Genomic DNA, 22,058 nt, shown 5'->3' on the forward strand with positions numbered 1-22,058 from the left:
CCCGCCCGCCCCGATCCGGAGGCCTCGATGCCGACCGACCCCAGCACCCCGCGCCCCGACCAGCCGACCTCCCGGCCCACCGACCCGCCGGCCCCGCAGTCGGCCGCCGGGCCCGCCCGCCGTGACCTGCTCCGCACCGGACTGGCCACCGGCGCCGCCACCGCCCTCGGCCTCGCCGCCGCCACCGGACGGGCGGACGCCGCCCCCGCCGACGGCCCCGGCGCCACTCCCCCCGACCGCACCCTCACCCTCACCGGCCACCTGCCCACCGGCGCCCCCGACTTCGTGTACCTCCCGGTCGAGGTCCCCGAGGGCGTCCGCGAGCTGGCCGTCTCCTACGGCTACGACAAGCCCCCGGTCCCGGCCGGCACCCCCGGCAACTCCTGCGACATCGGCCTCTTCGACGAGCGCGGCACCGACCTCGGCGGCCCCGGCTTCCGCGGCTGGTCCGGCGGCTTCCGCACCGCGTTCAGCCTCTCCCGCGGCGCCGCCACCCCCGGCTACCTCCCCGGCCCGATCAACCCCGGTACCTGGCACGTGGTCCTCGGCCCCTACCAGGTCGCCCCGCAGGGCCTGGAGTACCACGTCGAGGTCACCCTCCGGTTCGGCCCGCCCGGACCGCGGTTCACCCCGCACTACCCGGCGGAGCGGGCCCGCGGCCGCGGCCGGGCCTGGTACCGGGGCGACTGCCACCTGCACACCGTCCACTCCGACGGGCGGCGCAAGCCCGAGGAGGTGGCGGCCGGGGCGCGCGCGGCCGGCCTGGACTTCATCGTCTCGACCGACCACAACACCAGCGCCTCGCACGCCGTCTGGGGCCCGCTGGCCGGCCCCGACCTGCTGATCCTGCCGGGCGAGGAGATCACCACCCGCAACGGCCACTGGCTGGCCCTCGGCCTGGAACCCGGCCAGTTCGTCGACTGGCGCTACCGCTCGCGCGACGAGCAGTACCCCCGCTTCGTCCGCCAGGTCCACCGGGCCGGCGGCCTGGTCGTGCCCGCGCACCCGTACTGCCCGTACGTCGCCTGCCAGTGGAAGTTCGGCTACGAGGAGGCCGACGCCGTCGAGGTGTGGAACGGCCCGTGGACGTACGACGACGAGTCGGCGGTGGACACCTGGGACGGCCGGCTCGCCGTCGCCCTGCGCGAGGGCCGCTCCTGGCTGCCCGCCCTGGGCAACAGCGACGCCCACAGCGAACCGCAGGTCATCGGCTCCCCCCACACCGTGGTGCTGGCCGAGGACCTCACCCGGGACGCGATCCTCGACGGGCTGCGCGCCGGGCGCAGCTGGCTGGCCGAATCCTCGGCCGTCGAGGTGGACTTCACCGTGACCGGGCACGGCCGCCGGGTGGGCATCGGCGAGGAGCTGACCGTCCCGGCCGACGCCCCGCTGGACGTCCGGCTCACCGTCTCCGGCGTGCCCGGCGGGACGGTCCGCCTCCTCACCGACGAGGGGCAGATGCACCAGGAGTCGCTGCCCGCCGACGGCGCCGGCACCGTGGTCTGGCGCACCACCGCCTCGCTCGCCGCCTACGTCCGGGCCGAGGTGCGCCACCCGAAGGCGGACGGCACCCCGGGCAGGGGCAACGCGATGGGCCCGGACCTGCCCTGGGGCCCGATGGCGGCGCTCACCAACCCGATCGTGCTGCGCACCGGCGACCGGTAGGGGCCCTCGGCGGGCGCCCCGGCCGCCCGCCGGACCGTCACCGACCGACCACCGCCCCGCCACCGCCCGCTCGCCCACCGGCCTCCGAGCGCTCGCCCACCGGTCCCCGATCGATCGGCGAGCACCCCTCCGACCCGCCCAGGAACCGGATGGGGGACGACTCGGGCCACCCGTTTGGACTAGGTTGATCCCCGAAACGCATCAGTCGTAGGGACGAGGCGGTCGGTTGTCCGGATATGGGCCGACCAGCTCCTTCGCACTCCGACCGCCCCGCCCCGGCTACCCGCCCGTCCCCGGCCCGCGAAGGGATCAGCAGCTGTGAACCGTACGACCGTAGGTGGGCCGGAGCTCGGGGGCGGCCTGGGCGCCGGGGGCGTCCTCGTCCTCGTCGACCCGGCCGGGGCCGGGGACAGCCCGGTCGCGGAGCTGCTCGCCCGGGAGCTGAACCCGAGCGTCCACCTGCGGACGGACGACTTCCTGCGGGTCATCCGCAGCGGCCAGCTCCCGCCCCACCTGCCCGAGGCCGGGCGCCAGAACGCCACCGCCCTGGCCGCGGCCGCCCAGGCCGCCTTCGCCTACGCCACCCGCGGCTACCAGGTCGTGGTGGAGGCCCCCGCCGTCCCGGCCACCCTCGACACCTTCCGCCGCGAGAGCCGCGCCACCGGCGCCGCCCTCCACTACGTCGTCCTCCGGCCCGGCCCGGCGCCCGAGGACGGCGCCCACAGCCTCGACACCACCGCCCTCACCCCCGAGGCCACCGCCGACTCCGTCCTCACCGCCCTCACCCGCCGCACCCACCTCCTCGGCTGGTAGGCCTCGGCCGGTCGGCCTCGACAGGTGCCCGGGGCCGTCGGTGGCCGCCGCCCCGCCCTACGCCCCCACCACGCCGTCGATCGCCTCGCGCAGGAAGTCGGCGTGCCCGTTGTGCCGGGCGTACTCGTGGATCAGGTGGAGCATCACCAGCCGCAGCGACACCTCGGCGTCCCACCGGGCCTGGTAGCCGGTGACGTCGAGGGAGTCGGCGGCGAGCTCGATGCGGCGGGAGTGCTCGACCTCGGCCTGCCAGGCGGCGAAGGCCTCGGCGCGGGTGGCGCCGGCGGGGTCGTACGCGGCCTGGTAGTCGCCGTCCCCGGACCAGACCAGCGGCAGGTCCTCGCCGTCGATCACCCGGCGGAACCAGGCGCGCTCGACCTCCGCCATGTGCCGGACCAGCCCGAGCAGGCTGAGCGTGGAGGGCGGGCTGGAGCGCAGGCGCAGCTGCTCGTCGGTCAGGCCCTCGCACTTCAGGGCGAGGGTCGCCCGGTGGAAGTCGAGGAAGCCGCGCAGCATCTCGCGCTCGCCGCCGGTCAGCGGCGGGGCGGGGCGGTCGTCGGGGATGTTCACGGTGTCGTTCTCCTCGCGGTGGTCGGAAATCCTCGCGGACTGTAGCGAACCGTCCGGCCCGTCCGAAGGTCATTTTTTTCCGTGCCCCGCACCCGGCTGTCACATCCGTGCGCCCTGCGGTGTCTTCATGCCCGGCAACACGACAACACGGCAACACCACGACACGGCAACCGCCGAACCACCGACCCGGGAGGACACCATGGCACTGCGACTGCCGAAGGCCCAGCTGCCCGCCGAGCTGAGCGAGAACATGATCAAGGGTTTCGGGGCCGCCCTCGAACCCGTCGAGGCGATCTGGCACAACCCCGGCGTCGCCACCGCGAACCTGGACTTCTCCCGCCGGATCGCCGAGTGGGACGCGCTCGACGAGAGCCTCAAGTCCTTCGCCCACATGGCGGTGGCCGCGCAGGTCGGCTGCGGCTGGTGCCTGGACGTCGGCTACTTCCAGGCGCAGAACCGGGGCCTGGACCTCGCCAAGGCGAGCCAGGTGCCGAACTGGCGGGCCGCAGAGGTGTTCACGGCGCTGGAGCGCGAGGTGATGGAGTACGCCGAGGCCATGACCGTGACCCCGCCGGCCGTCACCGACGAACTGTACGACCGCCTGCTGGACCGGCTCGGCGCGGCGGCCATGGTCGAACTCACCGCCTACGTCGCCTTCGTCAACATGGCCACCAGGAACAACACCGCGAACGGCGTCCGCTCCCAGGGCTTCTCCGACGCCTGCGGGATCCCGCTGGCCCGGCGCACCGCCGTCGTCGACGACCCGGCCGGGGCGTCGCCGGCATGACCGAGGACCCCTTCGTCACCCACCGCGGCCTGCTCTTCACCGTCGCCTACGAGCTGCTCGGCTCCGCCGCCGACGCCGAGGACGTGCTGCAGGAGTCCTGGCTGCGGTGGGCCGGGGTCGACCGCGGGCAGGTGCACGACCCGCGTTCGTACCTCATCCGGATCGTCACCCGCCAGGGCCTCAACCGGCTGCGGACACTGTCCCGCCGACGCGAGCAGTACGTCGGCGAGTGGCTGCCGGAGCCGCTGCTCACCAGCCCCGACGTCGCCGAGGACGTGGAACTCGCCGAGAGCGTCTCGTTCGCGATGCTGACCGTCCTGGAGACCCTCGGGCCGACGGAACGGGCGGTGTTCGTGCTCCGCGAGGTCTTCGAGCTGCCGTACGAGGAGATCGCCGAGGCCCTCGGCAAGACCTCGGCCGCCGTACGGCAGGTCGCCCGGCGGGCCCGCGGGCACGTGGCCGCCCGGCGGCCCCGGGTGCGGGTGAGCCGCGACGAGCAGCAGCGGGTGGTGGAACGGTTCCTGGCGACCCTGCGCACCGGGCGGCTGCAGGACCTGATGGAGGTGCTGGCGCCGGACGTCGTCCTGATCGCCGACGGCGGCGGGATCGCGGCGGCCGTGACGGCCCCGGTGCACGGGGCCGAGGCGGTGGCGGCGCTGCTCGCGCGCACCGGGCGGCTGCCGATCGCCTTCGAGACCACCACGGTGTGGCTCAACGGCGCGCCGGCCGGGCGGATCGACATCGGCGGCGAGCCCTCGGTGGTGAGCCTCGCGGTGGAGGACGGCCGGATCACCCGCGTCTACATCGTGCGCAACCCGCGGAAGCTGACCCGGATCGACGCACCGGCCGACCTCGCCCGGTGACCGCCCCCGGTCGCGTGGTGGTGCCCCGAGCCCCTCGGAGCACCACCACGCCCCCCACTGTCCCCGGGGCCCTCCCTGATCACGTACCGTGTTCGCACCACCACAGGTTTGGGTACGTACCTCGGCGCGCCCGACGGCCGGGCGCCCACCGAGCAGGAGACCCAGCGGCCCATGGATCACAACCGCATCCCCCCGACCGTGCGCAAGACCTACGGCACCGATGATCTGGCCAAGGTCGCCAGTTTCGCCGGAGGCTTCATCAATTTCGGTTACTGGCAAGGGATCGACCTCGCCGCCCCGACCACCGAGGACCGGGTGCGCAGCCAGGAGCAGCTCTACCGGCGGGCGTTGCGGGAGTTCCCCGAGCCGCGCGAACGGCTGCGGCTGGCGGAGGTGGGCTGCGGGCGCGGGCTGGGCTCGGCGCTGGCACTGCGGGAGTTCCGCTTCGCGGGGGTGACGGGGGTGGACATCCACCCGGACCAGATCGAGCGGGCCCGCGCCGTCAACGCGAGAGCCCTGGCGACGTACCCCGATCGGCTGGCGTACACCCTCGGATCGGCGGACGAACTCCCCTTCTCCGACGGCTATCTGGACGGCGTCTTCTCCGTCGAGGCGGCCCAGCACTTCCGCGAGCTGACCGGCTTCGCCCGGGAGTCGGCCCGCGTGCTGCGCCCCGGCGGCCGGCTCGTCGTGACCACCTTCTTCACCGCCCCGGGCGCCGACATCGCCGAACGCCTCAAGATCCTCCTCGCCAGCTTCGCCGACGGCCTCGACGTCGCCCACCCCCTCGACGACTTCACCGCCGCCCTCACCCGCTCCGGCTTCACCGACATCACCACGGAGTCCATCGGCGCCAAGGTCTGGCCGGGCTTCGACCGCTACCTCGTCGACGTCGTCCCCACCGCCCACTGGTCCCGCAACTTCCTCACCGCCTGGCGCGACGGCCTCGTCGACTACCACGTCGTCACCGCCATCCGCATCTGATCCGCCGCCGGGCGCCGCGACACCCGACCCGATCCGACCCGGGCACCGCTCACCGAACCGACCCGGGCACCGCCCGGTGCCCGCCGGCCGCCGGATCCCGGCCGTGCAGGCCCGGCACAGCGGTGGGCGCTGACGGTCAAGCCCGCCGGCGCCGTCGCCACTAGCGTTCCCGGGCAGGGAGCGAGGGGCTCTCCCGGGACCGCCCGACGACATCGACCGCCCCCGTACCGTCGCGTCGTCGGGCCTCCCGACAGGGTGCGACGAGGCGGACAGGTGGTACGTCGATGACCGGGACCGACGGCGGACGGGCCGGCGAGGCCGGCGGTTCGGCCTGGTCGCCGCTGCGCCGACGGGTCTTCCGCGACCTCTGGCTGGCCCAGTTCACCTCGAACGTCGGCAGCTGGATGCAGACCGTCGGCGCCCAGTGGCTGCTGGTCGGGCACGGCGCGGCCCAGGTGTCCCTGGTCCAGCTCGCGGCGGGCCTGCCGGTGCTCTTCCTCGCCCTGCCGGCCGGCGTCCTCGCGGACCTCGTGGACCGGCGCCGCCTGCTGCTGGCCATGCAGGCCGCCATGGCGCTGGTGGCCGCCGCACTGGCCGTGCTGGCGTTCACCGGACGGCTCGGGCCCTGGACACTGCTGGCGCTCACCTTCCTCCTGGGCTGCGGGAACGCGCTCAACGGCCCGGCCTGGCAGGCGGTGCAGCCCTCGCTCGTCCCCCGGGACGAGTTGCGGCAGGCCGCGGCGCTGGGCGCGGTGAACCTGAACCTGGCACGCGCCGTCGGCCCTGCCCTGGGCGGGCTCCTCATCGCCGTCCTCGGCGTCGGCTGGACCTTCGCCGTCAACGCCGCGTCCTTCCTCGCGATCCTGGCCGTGCTGGCGACGTGGCGCCCCGGTACCCCGGCGCGGGTGCCGCGGCCGGGCCAGGAGCGCGAGCACCTGATCGCGGCCCTGCGGGCCGGCGGCCGGTACGTCCGCAGCGCACCCCGGATCCGCCGGATCCTGCTGCGCAGCGCCCTGTTCGTCCCCGGCGCCTCCGCCCTGTGGACGCTGCTGCCGGTGTCCGCGCACGAGTCCCTCGGTCTCGGTGCGGCCGGGTACGGCCTCCTCCTGGGGGCCGTCGGGCTGGGGGCGGTCGCGGGCGCGGCGGCGCTGCCCGCGCTCTCGCGACAGGTCGGCGGCAACGGCGCGCTGGCCCTCGCCGGGGCCGTCTTCGCGGGCGCGCTGGTGACCCTGGCCGTCGGCGCGGGCGTGCCGGTCGCCTTCCTCGCCCTGGTCCTGGCGGGAGCGGCGTGGATCACGGCGCTGTCCACCCTGAACGCGGGCCTGCAGGTCGCCCTGCCGGCGTGGGTGCGGGCCCGGGCCTCGGCCTTCTACCTGCTCGTCTTCCAGGGCGGCAGCGCCCTCGGCGCGCTGTGCTGGGGACAGGTGGCCCAACACGCCGGTGTGTCGGCGGCGATGCTCCTTGCGGCCCTGGTCCTGCTCGGCGGGGTGCTCTCGTTGCGACGGCTGCCCCTGCCGGGCGGCCGGACCGATCCGACGCTCTCCGAGGCATGGCCCGAGCCCCGGCTGACCGTCGAGCCGGCGCCGCAGGACGGGCCGGTCCTGGTGACCGTGACCTACCGGGTGCGGGCCGAGCGGGCCCCGGCGTTCGTCACGGCGATGCGCAAGGTGGAGTCCTCCCGGCGCCGGACGGGTGCGGTCAGCTGGGGCCTGTACCGGGACGCCGCCCGGCCGGAGCAGTTCGTCGAGACGTTCACCGTGACGTCGTGGTCGGAGCACTGTGCCCAGCACCACGGGCGCTACACCGGCACCGACCGCGCCTTCGAGACCGACGCCCGCGCCCTGCTCACTGGGGAACCGACCGTCACCCACGCCGTGATGGCGCACGACCGCGACGCGTGACGGACCCTCCGTCCCGTTCCCGCGAACAGAGCGCAGGCACGGGCACGGGCACGGGCACGACAGCATTCGTACACATCAGGACAAATCCGCTGTCCTCTCCGCTCATAGCCTCGTGGAGCGATCCCGGCCCGCCGCTCCGCGAGCGGCCTCCCCGACGACGCCGAGTACCGAGAGCACGTCCCGAGAGCACGTTTCGAGGGCACGTCCCGAGAACAAGGAGCGACATGATGACGGCAGTGGTGACGGAAGAGCAGCGCGCGCACGGTCCGGACCCGACGGCGGCCGGCACCGGGGGCGAGCCGGACCTGCACGCCATGACCCGGATCACCATGCGACCCATCGCCTCGCCGATGCCGCTGGGCTTCTTCACGGTGGCCATCTCCTCCGTCGTGACCAGCAGCCTGCAGCTCGGCCTGATCGACAGCGCCCACCGGCAGGCCGTGGCGCTCACGGTCTTCTCCGCCTTCGTGCTCCAACTGCTGGTCAGCATCCTGGCGTTCGGCGCCCGTGACGTCATCGCGGCGACGCTGATGGCCGGGTTCGCCGGAGCCTGGCTGGCCAACGGCCTGGTCACGTCGACAAATGCCCACGGCGGCGCGCAGGTGCTGGGAGTGATGAACCTGGCGTTCACGGTCTTCGCCGCCCTGATGGCCTCGGTGGCCAGGCCGAAGCGGGTGCTGTGGCTGCTCCTGATGATCGCCGTACCCCGCTACTTCGTCGCCGGCCTCCACGGCGTCTCGGGCGTGTCCTGGCTGGGCCACGTCGCCGGAGCGCTCGGCATGCTGCTCGCGGCGGTCGCGATGTACGCGGCCTACGCCCTGATGCTGGAGGAGCTCCGGGGCCGGGAGGTCCTGTGGATCGGGCGCAGCGGTCCGGTCCGCGAGGCCATGCACGCGGGTCTGACCGGCCAGCTGCAGCGGCTGGAGCAGCAGGCGGGCGTACGCCGGACCCTGTAGCCGGCCCGCCCCGTCCGACCGCCCGGATCCGACGGCGTGACGCGAATCGGCTGTGCCCCCTCCCGGAGGACCCTCGGGTTCCGGGGAGGGGGCACAGCCGATTCCGTCGTTCGGCCGCCACCCGCGGGGCGGTCGGCGGCACGGAGCGGCGCCGGGCCCGCCGACGGACGGGCCCGGCGGGTCGTCGCCCCCGACCGGTCGTCACTCCCCGCGCCCGAGGGTGACGACCGTGTGCCCGGCGGGACGGCGGATCCGGCTCAGTCGGCCACGGACCGGACGGCCTCGCGGATCACGTCCACGACCCGCTCGGGCCGGGAGAGCATGACCAGGTGCGAGGAGTCGACCTCGACCGCGGTCGCCCCGGCACGCCGGTAGCCGAACCGCTGGACGTCGGGGTTGAGGGTGCGGTCGGCGGATGCGACGATCCCCCAGGACGGCTTGTCCTTCCATGCCGCGGTCGGCGCGGCCTCACCGAACGCCGCCGCGGCGAGCGGACGCTGGGTGACGGCGAGGACCCGGGCGAGGGCGGGGTCGACATCGGCCGCGAAGATCGCCGGAAGGCGGTCGACCTCCACCGACACGTCGGTGCCCTCGCCCTCCCCGCCGTCCAGCGGGAACGGGCTGTACACGAGGGCGGAGGCGAGCTCGGAGTCGGGGAAGCCACCCTGCAGTTCGCCCAGGCTCTCCCCCTCCTCCAGCGCGTAGCCCGCCAGGTACACCAGGGCCTTCACGTTCTCCTCGGCACCCGCCACGGTGATCACCGCGCCGCCGTAGGAGTGGCCGACCAGCACGACCGGCCCGGGTATCCGCCGGACCACCGACGCGATGTAGGCGGAGTCGCCGGTCAGACTGCGGTTCGGCACGGCGGGCGCCACCACGTCCAGTCCGTCGGCCAGCAGTTCGGGGATGACCCGGGCGAAGCTGGAGGCATCGGCGAAAGCACCGTGCACCAGCACGACGGTGGGCGTGTCGTTGGTCGTCATGGCTGAGTCCTCTTCGGATCGCTGATTTCCTCGGGGCGTCCGCGGGCACGCCGGGAGTCCGGCGGGTTCGCGTGGCGGGCCCGGTCGCGGCAAGGCGCCTGCTCGGGCCGGGTATCGCCCTCGGCGCCGGTTCCGGCGCTGCCCACCAGGCTAGGAGCGCGTGGCCCCGGGGCCTGTTCCCCCGGCGCACCGGGTGCGGTCGGTCCGCGCACCGTCGCGGGCGGGCCTGCTCCGCCGACCGGCCGGGGGATGCCGGCCGGTCGCGGCGCGCCGCCCGGGCTCACCAGGAGCGGCGGTGCAGCGCCATGTGGACGGTGTCGACGGCCTGGATCAGTGCGGCCCGGGTGGTGCCCGTGGGATGGATCCCACCGACGAGCAGGAAGCCGTGCATCACGCCCTGGTAACGCGTCGACACCACCGGCACACCGGCCGCCCGGAGCCTGGCCGCATAGGCCTCGCCCTCGTCCCGCAGCACATCGGCCTCCGCCGTGACCACCAGCGCCGGCGGCAACCCCACCAGCTCCTCCAGCGACGCCCGCAACGGCGCCGCCGTGGCCCGCGTACGCAGCCGCGGTTCGGGCAGGTAGTCGTCCCAGAACCGGCGCATGTGGTCACGGTGCAGGAAATAACCGCTGGCGAAACGACGGTACGAGGCGGTGTCGAAATCCGCGTCGGTGACGGGGTACAGCAGCACCTGCTGCGCCAGCCGCACATCGCCGCGCTCACGCGCCAGCAGCGTCAGCGCCGCCACCAGATTGGCCCCGGCGGAATCACCGACAGCCGCGATCCGCTCCCCCTCCAGACCGATCCCACGACCGTGCTCCTGGATCCAGCGGGCCACCGCGTGACACTGCTCGACCGCCACCGGGTAGCGGGCCGCGGGCGCCCGGGCATAGTCGACGTACACGACCGCCGCGTCGGTGCCCAGAGCGAACTCCCGTACCAACCGCGCATAACAGGCGGCATCGCCCAACGACCAGCCGAGACCGGGCACGAACAGCACCACCGGACTCGGCTCGACGGCACCGACCGGCCTGGTCACCCGAACCCGCACCCGCCCGGTCGGCCCGCACGGCAGCACGAACCACTCCGACGTGGTGCCGTACGGATCGTCCTCGTCCTCGTCCGCGCTGATGCTCGGCAGGCTGTCGAGAGCGAGGAAGGAGAGGTCCGGCAGCTCCGTCCGTGCCGCTCCGGCCCGGGTGTCCAGGAACTCCTGGAGTTCCCGGTCGAGCACCGGTCGCCGGGCCGGGGAGGGAGTGGGGTCGGACAACTCTTCGCTCCTGGCGTGATCGGAAGGGCCTGACCGTGCGCGGGGAGCACACCACGGCCGGGCGCGCCCGGCCGGACTTCCTCAACCGGCCCGGTGGCGACCGTCTCGTTGTCCATCCGGTCCGGTCTCCTGAATCGGGAGATTCACAGACCGTACACGACCCGGCCTGGTGGCGTCATGGATGAAGTCCGCGACGGCCGTCGGCCGGGAGAGGGCCACACTGTGGGAGGCGCCGGGCAGTTCGAGGACGGTGGCGCCGGCCCGCTGGGCGGTGAAGCGCTGGATCTCCGGGTGCAGCGCCCGGTCGGCCCCCGCCACCAGGGCCCAGGAGGGCGTGGTGCGCCAGGCCGCCGCCGTCGGCGCGTCGCTGAACACCCGCTCGGCGACGGGGCGTTGGAGTGCCGCGAGCACCTGCGCCACCTCCGGGTCGAGGTCGGCGGCCATCAGCGACCGGAAGCACTCGGCCGGCACGGTCAGCTCCGGCTCCCGCCCGGTGCCGCCGGTGGGCAGCTCCGTGCGCCGCAGCCGGGGAATCAGCGGCGCGGGGGTGAAGCGCTCCGCGAGCGCGTCGAAGCTCTCCCCCACGTCGGGCAGGTAGGCGGCCACGTAGACCAGCGCCAGGACGTTCGGGGCGGCGGCCCCGGCCTCCGTGATCACGGCGCCCCCGTAGGAGTGGCCGACCAGGACGACCGGGCCGTCGATGCCCGCCACGACGGCGGCCAGGTAGGCGGCGTCGTGGGCGAGTCCCCGCAGCGGGTTGGCGACGGCGAGGACCGCCAGGCGGCGCCACTGGAGCTCGGCGATGACGCCGAACCAGGTACTCGCGTCGGAGCAGCCGTCGTGGACGAGCACGACGGTGGGCCGGGTGGGGGGCATGGCGGCCTTTCGGACGGCGCCGGACGTCCGGGCGCGAAGGACTGCGGGGACGGGTTCGGAAGGGTCGGCGGTCGTCGAGCGGCAGCCCGCGCTGACGATTCTCCCGGCGTGCCGACCGGCTGACCACCGACCGACGTAGGGATCGCCCGGCCGAACTTCATCGCTCTGTAGCAACGGCCCACCGGCCCTGCCGGCCGACAGGGCCGACCCGACCGGCAGGCCTCCGGCCGTGGACGGCGCACGCGGCCCGCGATGGGGCCGCCCCGCACGGCGTACCCTCGGGGAGCCGCGAACGGCGGCAGGGCGGGGTCGTCCCTCGGCACGGGCCGAGCCCGGCCCCGGCAGGCGAGCACGGAACGGGAAGGCGTCCATGGCAGGGTCAGGCGGTCCGCTGTCCCGTGGCGGCCTGCGCGGCCGGGAGGCCGAGCTCGAACGGCTCCAGGCGCTGATCACCTCGGTGGCCCGCACCGGAAGCGGCGGACTGGCCCTGATCCAGGGGGAACCGGGCATCGGCAAGACCACCCTGCTCGCCGAGGCCGCCGCCAGGGCCCGGGCCGCGGGCTTCTCCGTGGGCGTCGGCAGGGCCGACGAGCTGCACCACGTCGTACCGCTCTCCTCCCTGGCCACCGCCGTCCGGCACGGCGAGCGTCCACTGCTGTCCGACGACGCCTTCGCCGACCTCGCCCGCCATCACGACCAGCGGATCTGGCTGGTGGAGCGTCTGGCCGAGGCCGTCGAGGCCAGGGCGGGCGGCGTTCCGGTGCTGGTCGGCCTGGACGACGTCCAGTGGGCCGACGCGCTGAGCCGGTTCGCCCTGCAGCAGCTCCCGACCCGGCTGCGGAGCTCGCCGGTGCTGTGGGCGCTGACCTCCCGTCCGGAGCCCTCGGGCCCGGCCGAGGAGATCGTGACGGCCGCGACCGGCGGCCTCCCGACCGTCACCGTGACCCTGGGCCCGCTGTCGGGCGCGGCCATCGGCCAGCTGGCCGGCGACACGCTCGGGGCGGCGGTCGACGGACGGGTGCGGGAGCTGTTGGACGGAGCGGGCGGCAACCCGTTCCTGGCGGTCGAGATGCTCGTGGGTCTGCGCGGCGCCGGGTCCTCGCCGGAGGCCGTGCCCCCCGGGCTGGTGGTGGGTGTGCGCGGCAGGCTCAGGTCGCTGCGGCCCGACACCCTGCGCTTCCTCCGGATGGGGGCGGTGCTGGGACGCTGCTTCGGCTTCGAGGACGCCGCCGCGCTCTGCGGCCGGTCGGGCGCCGACCTGGTCCCGGCGCTGGAGGAGGCCGTGCGGGCCGGGCTCCTGGACGACGACGGTGACCGGCTGGTGTTCCGGCACGATCTGCTGCGCCAGGCGGTCTACGCCGACATCCCGCCGTCGGCCCGGAAGGCCCTGCACCGCGAGGCCGCCCGCGGCCTGGTCGCCGCGGGCCGGCAGCCGATCGACGCGGTGCCGCACGTCCTCAGGGGTTCGCTGCCCGGGGACGAGGAGGCCGTGGCGCTGCTGCGGCGGGCGGCCGAGGACGTCCTGCCGGTCACACCGGGCCCGGCGGCCGACCTGATGACGCGCGCCCTCGACCTGGTGCCGTCCGCGGGGCCGCTGCGGTTCGCCGTGGGTGAGCAGGCGGTCCTCTGCCTGACCCGGGCCGGCCGGAACCGGGAGGCGCTGTCGACGGGTGACCGGCTGCTGGCCGAGCGACCGCCGCTGGCGACCTTCGGCCGGCTCCAGGCCGCCCTCGGCGGGACGCTGTGGACCATGGACCTCGCCGACGAGCTGCGCCGCCGCGCCGAAGCCGCCCTCGCCGTGGGGGGCTCCGCCCCGGAGGTCCGTGCCAGGCTGGCCGCCCAGCGCGCACTGGCCCTGTCCCGGGGCTCCGACCTCGTCGCGGCGCGCGAGGCCGGCGAGGCCGCGCTGGGTGACGCCACCGCGGTCGGTGACCGGGAGGCGCAGGTCCTCGCCCTGTCCGGGTTGGGCGAGATCGCGCTGAACGCCGGTGAGAACGCGGTCGCGCTGGAGCGCTTCGCCGCGCTGAGCGCCGTCGATTCCGCCTTCCTCCCCGAGGAGGTCGTCGCGCACCTGCACATGGACGACTTCGCGTCCGGCGAACGCCTGCTCCTGCGGGCGGCGGACGGGGACGGGGCGACGCGTCAGGCCATGCTGCTGTGGGCGCAGGGCCAGCACGACCTGGGAATCGGCCGGCTCGACGACGCCGATGCCGGCTTCGTGACCATGGAGCGCCTGGAGGACGAGGTGCGGGTGCCCGTCCAGCAGGTGAACGGTCGTGTGATCCGCTCCCGGATCGCCCTGCTGTGCGGCGACCGGGAGGCGGCGCGGGAGCACCTGGTCGCCGCGCGGGAGCGGCTGGCGGTCAAACCGAACCCGGGCAACACGGCCGCGGTGCGGTTCCTGGAGGCGGTCCACGCCGAGGCCGACGGGGACACCGGGCTCGCCGTCGACCGGATCCGCCGTGTCCAGCGGGAGGGCTCCTTCATGCGGTGGCGGCTCCTGCGGGACTGGGTCGATTCCGCGATCCGCATGTCCCTGCGCGGCGGGGAGCGCGAACTCGCCGAGGACCTGGCCACGCAGGCCGAGGCCCACGCCGCACGCAACCCGGCCGTGCCGACCGCCACGGGCATCGCGGCGCACGCCCGCGGGCTCGTGAACGGTGATCCCGCCCTGCTCGAACACTCCGTGGAGCTGCTCGGGGCGAGCCCCCGCCCGCTGGTCCGGGCCGCCGCGTACGCCGACCTCGGGCAGGCGCTCCTGACGGCGGGACACGCGGAGCGGGCCGCGGCCGCGCTGGCCCGCGCACGGGAGACGTTCGCCGGGTCGGGCGCCCACGCCGCGGCGGCACGGGTGCCGCGGGCTCGGGAGGGTGCGGGCACCGGCAGTCGCGGGGCGGCCGCCGCGCGTCGCCCCGTCCAGGGCTGGGGGGCCCTGACGGCCTCGGAGCGGAAGGTCGCGGGCCTCATCGCCCGGGGCCACACCAACCGGTCGGCCGCCGAGGTGCTCGTGGTCTCCCCGCACACCGTCAACACCCATCTGACGTCCGTCTTCCGCAAGCTGTCGATCAGCTCCCGGGTGCAGCTCGCCAACCTGGTCGCGGCCCTGCCCGACGGCTGAGCGGGGCGCGCGGCCCGGGTGTCCGGCGCTTCACGGCCCCGCGCACGCCGTGGTGCTGCCGCGGCCCGAGGCCGTGGTGGCGATGGTCCGGGAGGCCACCGCGCACACGACGGGCACTCCCGGGGGTGTTTAATATGCGTTCGGACGGAAGGGACCGGTCGGGCCGCTACGACGCCCCCGGAATCCGCCCCCTCGCACGACCGACCCCGGTCGCCCCGTCGCCCCGTCGCCCCGTCGTCCCGTCACCCAGTCACCCGGCAAAGGCACCAGCATGATCCCACCGGCCAGCTCGTCGGTGCGGCGGATCGCCGCGCTCCTGACCGGGATCCTCGCCCTGGTGTCCGCCGCCGGGTGCGGTGACCCGACCGGTTCCAGGTCCGCCGGGGGTGAGGTGACCTCCATCACCGCGCTCGACTACTACACCGACGAACCCGAGCACGCCCAGTGGGGCGGGATGCTCACCGAGTGCGGCAGGACCGCCGGGGTGGAGGTCCGGCACACCAGCGTTCCGGGGGCGTCCCTCGTCCCCAAGGTCCTGCAGCAGGCGTCCTCGCGCACCCTCCCCGACCTGCTGATGCTCGACAACCCGGACCTGCAGCAGATCGCCCGGACCGGCGCGCTGACCCCGCTGGACGACTACGGCATCGACTCCGGCGGCTTCTCCGAGGGCATCCTGTCGGCGGGCACCTACCAGGGATCGGTGTACGGGCTGGCCCCCGCCGTCAGCACCGTCGCCCTCTTCTACAACGAGGACATGCTCGCCGAGGCCGGCGTCGCCGTCCCTAGGACCTGGGACGAACTGAAGGCGGCGGCGGCCGCGTTGACCCGTCCCGGGCGCTACGGGATGGCGGTCGACGCCAACCCCACGTTCGAGGGCACCTGGCAGTTCCTGCCCTTCCTGTGGTCCAACGGCGGTGACGAACGGCAGTTGGACACCCCGCAGGCCGCGCAGGCGCTCCAGCTCTGGGTCGACCTGGTGAACAGCGGATCCATGTCCAGGTCCGTGCTGAACTGGACGCAGGCCGACGTCCACGACCAGTTCGTCGCCGGGAGGACGGCCATGATGATCAACGGCCCATGGCGGATCCCGGCCCTGAACCAGGAGGGGAACCCGCACTGGGGAGTGGCCCCCGTGCCCGTCCCCCGGCTGGGGCAGACCCCGGTCACCCCGCTCGGCGGTGAGGTGTGGACGGTCCCGAAGGGCGCTTCCAGGGCCCGGCAGGAGAAGGCCGCCCAGGTGCTCGCCTGCCTGAACACCCCCTCCAACATGCTCACCGCGGCCGAGCAGCACTTCACCGTGCCCTCGCGCACCGCGGTGGCCGCCCGGTACGCCGAGGCGGTCCCCTCGATGGGCGCGTTCGCCAGGAGCGTGGAGGCGGCACGCTCGCGCACCGGCGAGCTCGGCGCCGCCTGGCCGAAGGCGGCGACGGGGATCTACACCGCGGTCCAGTCCGCGCTGACGGGTGAGCGGACACCGGAGGAGGCCCTCAGGCATGCGCAGCGGATCGCGACCGCCGGCTGACCCCGTCCCGGGGCGCCTGCGGGAGCGAACGGCGCGGTGGCTGTTCATCGCGCCCGCCGCGGCGTACCTGTCGCTGTTCTTCGGCTACCCGCTCGTCAAGAACCTCGTGACGAGCTTCCAGCACTACACGGTCACCACCTTCTACACGGGTGACGCACCGTTCGCGGGGCTGCGGAACTACGCCGGAGTCCTCTCCTCGGACCAGTTCCCCCGCACGCTGCTGACCACGGTGCTGTTCACCGCCGGCTCGGTCCTGGGGCAGTTCGCCGTCGGCCTGGCCCTCGCCCTGTTCTTCCGGCGCGGCTTCCCGCTCGGCGACGTGCTGCGGGCGCTCCTGCTGCTGCCGTGGCTGCTTCCGCTGGTCGTCTCCGCGACCGTCTGGAAGTGGATGCTCGACCCCGACACCGGAGTCGTCAACGCCGCACTGCGCGGCCTCCACCTCTCGTCGTCCGGCGTCCCCTGGCTCACCGGCGGCTCACAGGCGCTGGTGTCGGTGGTCCTCGTCAACACCTGGGTCGGCATCCCCTTCAACACCGCGATCCTGTACGGCGGTCTGCGGGACATCCCCACCCACCTGTACGAGGCGGCGGAGCTGGACGGCGCCGGTCCGCTCGCGTCGTTCCGCCACATCACCTGGCCGCTGCTGCGGCCCGTGGTGAACGTCGTCCTGGTACTGGACGCGGTCTACACGCTCAGGGTGCTGGACATCGTCCTCGTGGTGACGGGCGGCGGGCCGGCCAACGCCACGGAGACCCTCGCCACCCAGTCCTACGAAATGTCCTTCCGGCAGTTCGACTTCGGGCGCGGCGCCGCGATGAGCAACCTGCTCGTCGTCCTGTCGCTCGTGTGCGCCCTCGCCTACCTGCGCGCCGGGCGACGCGCCAGGAACGACCGGGAGGCGACCCCGTGAGGCGCGCGCCCCGCCGCCGCGGCCCGCTGTCCACCGTCGTCGGGATCGTCCTGCTCGCGCTGATGCTGTTCCCCGTCTACTGGATGGTGAACGCCTCCCTCCAGCCGACCGGCAACACCCTGCGAGGAGGGTGGTTCCCGCTCCGTCCGGACCTCGGCGGGTACGCCACCGCGCTGCGCGACCAGGGGCGCAACCTCGTCACCAGCCTCGTCGTGGCCCTCGGCAGCGTGCTGCTCAGCCTCGCGCTCGCCGCCCCGGCGGCCTACGCCCTGGCCCGGTTCCGGCTGCGCGGAACCGACCTCGTGCTGCTCGGCATCCTGATCACCCAGACGGTGCCGGGCATCGTCGTGGCCAACGCGCTGTACGGCGCCTACGCCGACCTGGGGCTCCTGAACTCCTGCCTCGGGCTGATCCTCGCCGACTCCACCGCGGGCGTCCCCTTCGCGATCGTCCTCCTGCACACGTGCATGCGGAGCATCCCCGGGGAGATCGTCGAGGCCGCGCAGCTGGACGGCGCCGGCCGGCTGCGCGTCCTCCGCTCCGTGGTGCTCCCGCTGAGCAGGAACGCGCTGATCACGGCCGCCGTCTTCACCTTCCTGTTCACCTGGGGCGACCTCCTCTTCGCCCTCACGCTCACCACCACGGGAACGGTCCGGCCGGTCACGCTGGGCGTCTACCAGTACATCGGCGCCCACACGAACCAGTGGAACGCCGTCATGGCCACCACGGTCCTGGCCGCCGTTCCGGCCGCCGTCCTGCTCGTCGTCGCCCAGCGCTTCGTCACCACCGCGGCCACCGACGGAGCCCTCAGGTGAGCGGCGATCGCGGTCGGCCCGGCCCGTCACCGACCCGCGGACGGCCACCGGTCCGCCGCCCCGGTGCCGGTTCCCGGATCTGGTAGGTTCACGCGATGCTCCGCCGCGCCCCCCGCTGGCATGGTGTTCCGAAAGGCACAGCTGTCGGGAGGTCGGAGAACCATGGCGCCGGACGTTCGGGAGAGAGGCGCCTGCGACGACAGCGCCACCGCGACCGCGTCGCTCTCCACCGCCCCGCTGTCCGCCGCCGCACGGGCGGAGGCCTGGCACGAAGCGGTGTCCCACACCTTCGTGCCGATGGCGGTGGACCTCCTGGAGAAGGTGCCGTCGCCCGGAACGATCGTCAGCCGCCGGCTGGGTCCGATACGGATTTCGAGGATCCAGGCGGGACCCCAGGTGGTGACGCGCGGCAGGCGCATGATCGCCGCGGACGACCCTCCGACCCTGATCCTGAGCCTCCAGGAGCGGGGCACCGCGGTCAAGGAACAGGACGGGCGGGAGACGGTCGTCCGGCCCGGCGAATTCTCCGTCACCGACTCGTCCCGGGTGTTCCGGAAGCGGATCGACGAGGGGTTCGTCCTCACCTCCTTCCACTTTCCCCGGGAGGAGCTGGACGTGCCGGAGCGGGACCTGCGCGGGCTGACCGCGACGGCGTTCAGCGGCACCGGGGGCAGCTCCGCACTGGTGGCGACCTACCTCGCGCAGCTGGCGCGCCAGGCGGCGGGGCTGGACCACGTCGTCGGACGCCGGGCGGCATCCACGGCGCTCGACCTGCTGGCGATGCTCGTCGACGAGCGGGGCGGGCGCACCCGGCCGCAGAATCCGCAGAGCGCGGCCTCCTTGGAACGGGTCAAGGAGCACATCCTGCGGAACCTCCGTGATCCGGACCTGTCGCCGTCCGCCGTCGCCGAGGCGAACTTCATGTCGGTGCGCTTCCTCCACAAGCTGTTCCAGCAGGAGGGCGTCACCCTCGGCACCTGGATCCGGACCCAGCGGCTGGAGCGCTGCAGCCGGGACCTCGTGCGGCCGATGGCCGAGGAGCTCGGGGTGGCGGGGATCGCCCGCCGCTGGGGCTTCGCCAACTCCAGCCACTTCAGCCGCGCCTTCCGCGAGGCCTACGGCGTGTCACCACGGGACTGGCAGGTCGGCGTCAGGCCGACGGAGTGACGCCCCGCCGACGTAAGGGCGAGAGACGTCCTTGACCGTCCTGGGGGACGTCCCGGACAGGACCTGCGTCGGGGAGGGGGTCGAGCCCGGTGGCGGCCGCCGTCATGGCAACGGCGGCCGCCCGGAGCCCGGAGCGAGGACGGGTCAGCGTCGCAGGGTGGTGACGGTGAGGCCCGGGGCGGAGCGGATCTCGGCCTCGGTGAAGCGCTCGGTCACCCACTGCTTGCGGGCGTAGGCGCGGGTCTGGTCGGTGAAGTGGGAGGACGTCGGGTCGGCGGACTCGCCGTAGGTGAGCAGCGTCCGGGTGCGCGGGCCCCGGTCGGTCAGCTCGGTCGCCATCACGAAGGTGGCGCCGTGCGGGACGCTGCGGACGTCCGTCGGGTAGGTGCCGCCGCCGGCGCCCGAGTCCGGTCCGGCCGTGACGACGTTGAAGCAGCCCAGCTGGTGGGAGCAGCCGTGCAGCGGGATGCCCGCCCAGCGCTGGACGCTGCCGATCGGGGCGTCCACCGGCAGGCCGCGGCTCGCCAGGTCCTTCACCGCGTCGGCCAGCGCGCGCTGGGCGACGGGGTTGGCGGCGTCGATGCCGCGCGGGGTGGTCAGCGGCCGGGCCGGGTCGGCCGGGACCGTCTGCCAAGCGGTCGTGCCGGTCTTCGCCAGCGCGTCCCGGTACGCCTGCCAGAGCACGGTGCCCCGGCTGTCGGCGTCGGCCCTCGTGTCCCAGGCCGCGAGCGCGCCGCACGCCGGGCGCACGTCCACCCGGGTGCCGTCGGACGCGGCGATCTCCGGGTGGGCGCGGCACAGGGCCACGGCGTCGTCGCGGTCGAGTTCGGCGCTCTGCACCCGGTTGCCGAACATCGTCGCCTGGAGCGAGCCGAGGGTGAAGCCGGGGGCGCCGAGGCCGTCGGTGCCGGCCCTGCGGTCGGCGATCATCCGCAGGCTGAGCTGGGTGCGCAGCATCCGCTCGGAGGCGCCCCGGTAGACGGTGGGCAGGCCGGTGATCGGCGCGTCCGCGTTGGTCAGGTACGGGCCGTTGTTGGCGTTGGCGACGTAGTCGGTGCGGGTCAGTGCCGGGTGGTTGGCGGGGCCGAAGACGCCGGGCACGAGCGCGTCCGGGTCGCGGCCCGGATCGCAGGCGGTGGTCGAACCGTCCAGCACCGGTCCGATGGCGGTGACCGCGGCCAGGCAGCGGCCGAGCTGCTCGTCGGGGAGGTGCGGGACGGCGGAGGCGTCGGTGAACCAGGTGGTGCCGCTGGAGTCGACGGCCGTCGTGTACACCCAGGGGAGGCCCTGGTAGGTGCGCTGGGCCTGGCGCAGCTGGTCGAGGTTCTGGGCCCGGCCGATCGCCAGCCACTGGTTCAGGGAGCGGAGGTTCTCGGCGTTGGCGTCGCCGAGGGTGTAGGCGTACTGCCCGGTCCAGCCCTCGGAGAGGACGTAGCCGAGGCGGGAGCGGTAGACGGTCCGGTCGACGGTGGAGAGCGTCCCGTCGGCGGCCCGGACGGTGATCCTGACGGCCTCCTGGGCCATCCGTTCGACCTTGCCGTCCACCAGGTACGCGGTCGGGTCGCCGGGCACCAGCGTGAGCCGGTGGAGGGCGTAGTGGTCCGCGTAACTGGTGGTGTGGCTCCAGGCGAGGCCGCGGGTGTGGCCGATCTGGAGGAACGGGATGCCGTACAGTCCGGCGCCGGCGACGTCCAGGACGCCGGGGATGGTCAGCTGGGCCTGGTAGAAACGCTGCGAACCGGCCCACTGGAGGTGGGGGTTGGCCAGCAGCAGGCCGTTGCCGTTGCGGCTGGCGTCGCGCCCGATCGCCCAGGCGTTGCTGCCGAGTTCGGGGTTGTCGGCGGAGCGGCCGGGAGCGGCGATCCGGGCCGGGGCCGCCCCGGCTCCGGACGTTCCCTCCGCGGTCGCCCCGGGGGCGAGTCCGGCCCCGGCACCCGGGACGGCCGTGGCGATCTGCTGCTTGGCGGCGGAGCTGCCCGCTTCGGTGTTGACGTCGTAGAGGATGTTCCACAGGTCGTCCGCGGTGATCGGCCCGACCCAGGCCTTCCCCCGGCAGGACGGGTCCGGGAGGTGGTCCGCGCCGGTGTCGCCCAGGTAGCGGTTGTACCCGGCGACGTAGCCGTCCACCAGCTGCCGCGCCTCGTCGGTCGGGCCGAGCGGCGCGGGGGCGGCGAGGAGCCGCCGCACCGTCCCGGTGCCCAGCACGCCCCGCTGGTAGGTGTCGCTCACCAGGTTGGTCACCAGGTCGACGGACCGGGCGTCCGGGCCGAAGTGGCGCGAGCGCTCGCCGCGCACGGTGACCACCTGGTCGGCGAGCTGGCACAGGTTGTCCTGGGCGAAGGCGTACCCGTAGCCGTAGCCGAGGCCGCCGAAGTCGCGGGCGACGACGTGCGGGACGCCGTACTCGGTCCGGCTGACCTTCGCGGTCCAGCCGCCCCGGTCGAGGTCCAGGCCGGCCCCGGGGTCGCCGTCCGCGGCCCGGGCCGCGGTGGGCACCAGGGCCGCCAGCAGCGCGGACGCCAGTCCGACCGCCACGGCCGCCGGGGTGAAACGCCTTCGGATCGCGCTGAACTGACGCTCTCTCATGTCTTCCGTTCCCGTCATGGGCCCCACGCTGACGCCGTGGCGCCCGGCCGGTCATCCCCCCTCGGGACGACCCGTCCTCGGCCACCCGGCTGATCCGTGCACGTCTCGGGTAGGGGATGGTCCTTGCCCGCACCACCTCTACGGTCGGGCGATGCGGTCCGTGGATCATCAGGGTCCGGCGCTCCGGCGGAGCCCTGCCGCCCGAGCGGGGCGGGGGGGCGACGAGAAAAAAAAGAGGGACAAACAACAAGGGGAGAGGGAACCGGAAG

17 protein-coding genes are annotated in these 22,058 nt (G+C 74.4%); 12 read left to right on the forward strand and 5 right to left on the reverse strand.

The window, feature by feature from the left end:
* The first annotated feature begins 27 nt into the window (after positions 1-27).
* Positions 28-1,665, forward strand: a complete 1,638-nt coding sequence (locus ACFVGO_RS22010; RefSeq protein WP_380633535.1) for a CehA/McbA family metallohydrolase — start codon at positions 28-30, stop codon at positions 1,663-1,665.
* A 318-nt stretch (positions 1,666-1,983) separates the two neighbouring features.
* Complete coding sequence (locus tag ACFVGO_RS22015) at positions 1,984-2,478, forward strand: ATP-binding protein (RefSeq protein ID WP_359904835.1); 495 nt, start codon at positions 1,984-1,986, stop codon at positions 2,476-2,478.
* A gap of 57 nt (positions 2,479-2,535) precedes the next feature.
* Here the strand turns inward: ACFVGO_RS22015 and ACFVGO_RS22020 are convergent, their stop codons facing one another.
* Positions 2,536-2,994 (reverse strand): DinB family protein, encoded by a 459-nt coding sequence (locus ACFVGO_RS22020; protein ID WP_380353898.1) that lies wholly within the window; start codon positions 2,992-2,994, stop codon positions 2,536-2,538.
* Positions 2,995-3,247: 253 nt separating this feature from the next.
* On the opposite strand from ACFVGO_RS22020, the gene ACFVGO_RS22025 reads away from it, so the two are divergent.
* From ACFVGO_RS22025 to ACFVGO_RS22045, 5 genes are all read left to right on the forward strand, one after another.
* On the forward strand, positions 3,248-3,835 hold the full coding sequence (locus ACFVGO_RS22025) for a carboxymuconolactone decarboxylase family protein (protein ID WP_359904837.1): 588 nt from the start codon (positions 3,248-3,250) through the stop codon (positions 3,833-3,835).
* Positions 3,832-4,698 carry an RNA polymerase sigma-70 factor gene (locus ACFVGO_RS22030; protein WP_359904840.1) on the forward strand — a complete coding sequence of 289 codons (867 nt, stop codon included), beginning with the start codon at positions 3,832-3,834 and terminating at the stop codon, positions 4,696-4,698. The genes ACFVGO_RS22025 and ACFVGO_RS22030 overlap by 4 nt, the downstream gene beginning before the upstream one ends.
* A 171-nt stretch (positions 4,699-4,869) precedes the next feature.
* The gene (locus tag ACFVGO_RS22035) at positions 4,870-5,682 is read left to right on the forward strand and encodes a class I SAM-dependent methyltransferase (RefSeq protein WP_380353824.1); all 813 of its coding nucleotides are present in this window, start codon (positions 4,870-4,872) and stop codon (positions 5,680-5,682) included.
* Positions 5,683-5,966: 284 nt separating this feature from the next.
* A complete protein-coding gene (locus ACFVGO_RS22040) occupies positions 5,967-7,583 on the forward strand; it encodes an MFS transporter (RefSeq protein ID WP_380633538.1) in 1,617 nt (538 codons plus the stop codon).
* Positions 7,584-7,807: 224 nt separating this feature from the next.
* Positions 7,808-8,539 carry a GPR1/FUN34/YaaH family transporter gene (locus tag ACFVGO_RS22045; protein WP_380353820.1) on the forward strand — a complete coding sequence of 244 codons (732 nt, stop codon included), beginning with the start codon at positions 7,808-7,810 and terminating at the stop codon, positions 8,537-8,539.
* Between the two features lie 257 nt (positions 8,540-8,796).
* On the opposite strand, the gene ACFVGO_RS22050 is transcribed toward ACFVGO_RS22045, so the two are convergent.
* The 3 genes from ACFVGO_RS22050 to ACFVGO_RS22060 all read right to left on the reverse strand — a co-directional run bounded on the left by ACFVGO_RS22050 (position 8,797) and on the right by ACFVGO_RS22060 (position 11,671).
* Entirely contained in the window at positions 8,797-9,522 is a 726-nt protein-coding gene (locus tag ACFVGO_RS22050) for an alpha/beta fold hydrolase (protein ID WP_380356882.1), read from the reverse strand.
* 280 nt (positions 9,523-9,802) lie between these two features.
* Positions 9,803-10,795 carry an alpha/beta hydrolase gene (locus ACFVGO_RS22055; protein WP_380356879.1) on the reverse strand — a complete coding sequence of 331 codons (993 nt, stop codon included), beginning with the start codon at positions 10,793-10,795 and terminating at the stop codon, positions 9,803-9,805.
* Positions 10,796-10,876: 81 nt separating this feature from the next.
* On the reverse strand, positions 10,877-11,671 hold the full coding sequence (locus tag ACFVGO_RS22060; protein ID WP_380356877.1) for an alpha/beta fold hydrolase: 795 nt from the start codon (positions 11,669-11,671) through the stop codon (positions 10,877-10,879).
* Between the two features lie 370 nt (positions 11,672-12,041).
* Here ACFVGO_RS22060 and ACFVGO_RS22065 point away from each other — a divergent pair, with 370 nt between their 5' ends.
* From ACFVGO_RS22065 to ACFVGO_RS22085, 5 genes are all read left to right on the forward strand, one after another.
* The gene (locus tag ACFVGO_RS22065) at positions 12,042-14,789 is read left to right on the forward strand and encodes an AAA family ATPase (protein ID WP_380633542.1); all 2,748 of its coding nucleotides are present in this window, start codon (positions 12,042-12,044) and stop codon (positions 14,787-14,789) included.
* A gap of 271 nt (positions 14,790-15,060) precedes the next feature.
* Complete coding sequence (locus tag ACFVGO_RS22070) at positions 15,061-16,311, forward strand: ABC transporter substrate-binding protein (RefSeq protein WP_380356872.1); 1,251 nt, start codon at positions 15,061-15,063, stop codon at positions 16,309-16,311.
* Positions 16,283-17,221 carry a carbohydrate ABC transporter permease gene (locus ACFVGO_RS22075; RefSeq protein ID WP_380356870.1) on the forward strand — a complete coding sequence of 313 codons (939 nt, stop codon included), beginning with the start codon at positions 16,283-16,285 and terminating at the stop codon, positions 17,219-17,221. The genes ACFVGO_RS22070 and ACFVGO_RS22075 overlap by 29 nt, the downstream gene beginning before the upstream one ends.
* Complete coding sequence (locus ACFVGO_RS22080; protein WP_380633545.1) at positions 17,218-18,036, forward strand: carbohydrate ABC transporter permease; 819 nt, start codon at positions 17,218-17,220, stop codon at positions 18,034-18,036. Before ACFVGO_RS22075 ends, ACFVGO_RS22080 begins: the two co-directional genes overlap by 4 nt.
* A gap of 162 nt (positions 18,037-18,198) precedes the next feature.
* Entirely contained in the window at positions 18,199-19,203 is a 1,005-nt protein-coding gene (locus ACFVGO_RS22085; RefSeq protein WP_380356864.1) for a helix-turn-helix domain-containing protein, read from the forward strand.
* A 144-nt stretch (positions 19,204-19,347) separates the two neighbouring features.
* Here ACFVGO_RS22085 and ACFVGO_RS22090 read toward each other — a convergent pair whose 3' ends face one another.
* Positions 19,348-21,789 (reverse strand): penicillin acylase family protein, encoded by a 2,442-nt coding sequence (locus ACFVGO_RS22090; RefSeq protein WP_359904846.1) that lies wholly within the window; start codon positions 21,787-21,789, stop codon positions 19,348-19,350.
* Positions 21,790-22,058: the final 269 nt, after the last annotated feature.

It is taken from the genome of Kitasatospora sp. NPDC057738, from assembly GCF_042798815.1.
Classification (GTDB): domain Bacteria; phylum Actinomycetota; class Actinomycetes; order Streptomycetales; family Streptomycetaceae; genus Kitasatospora; species Kitasatospora lactacystinica.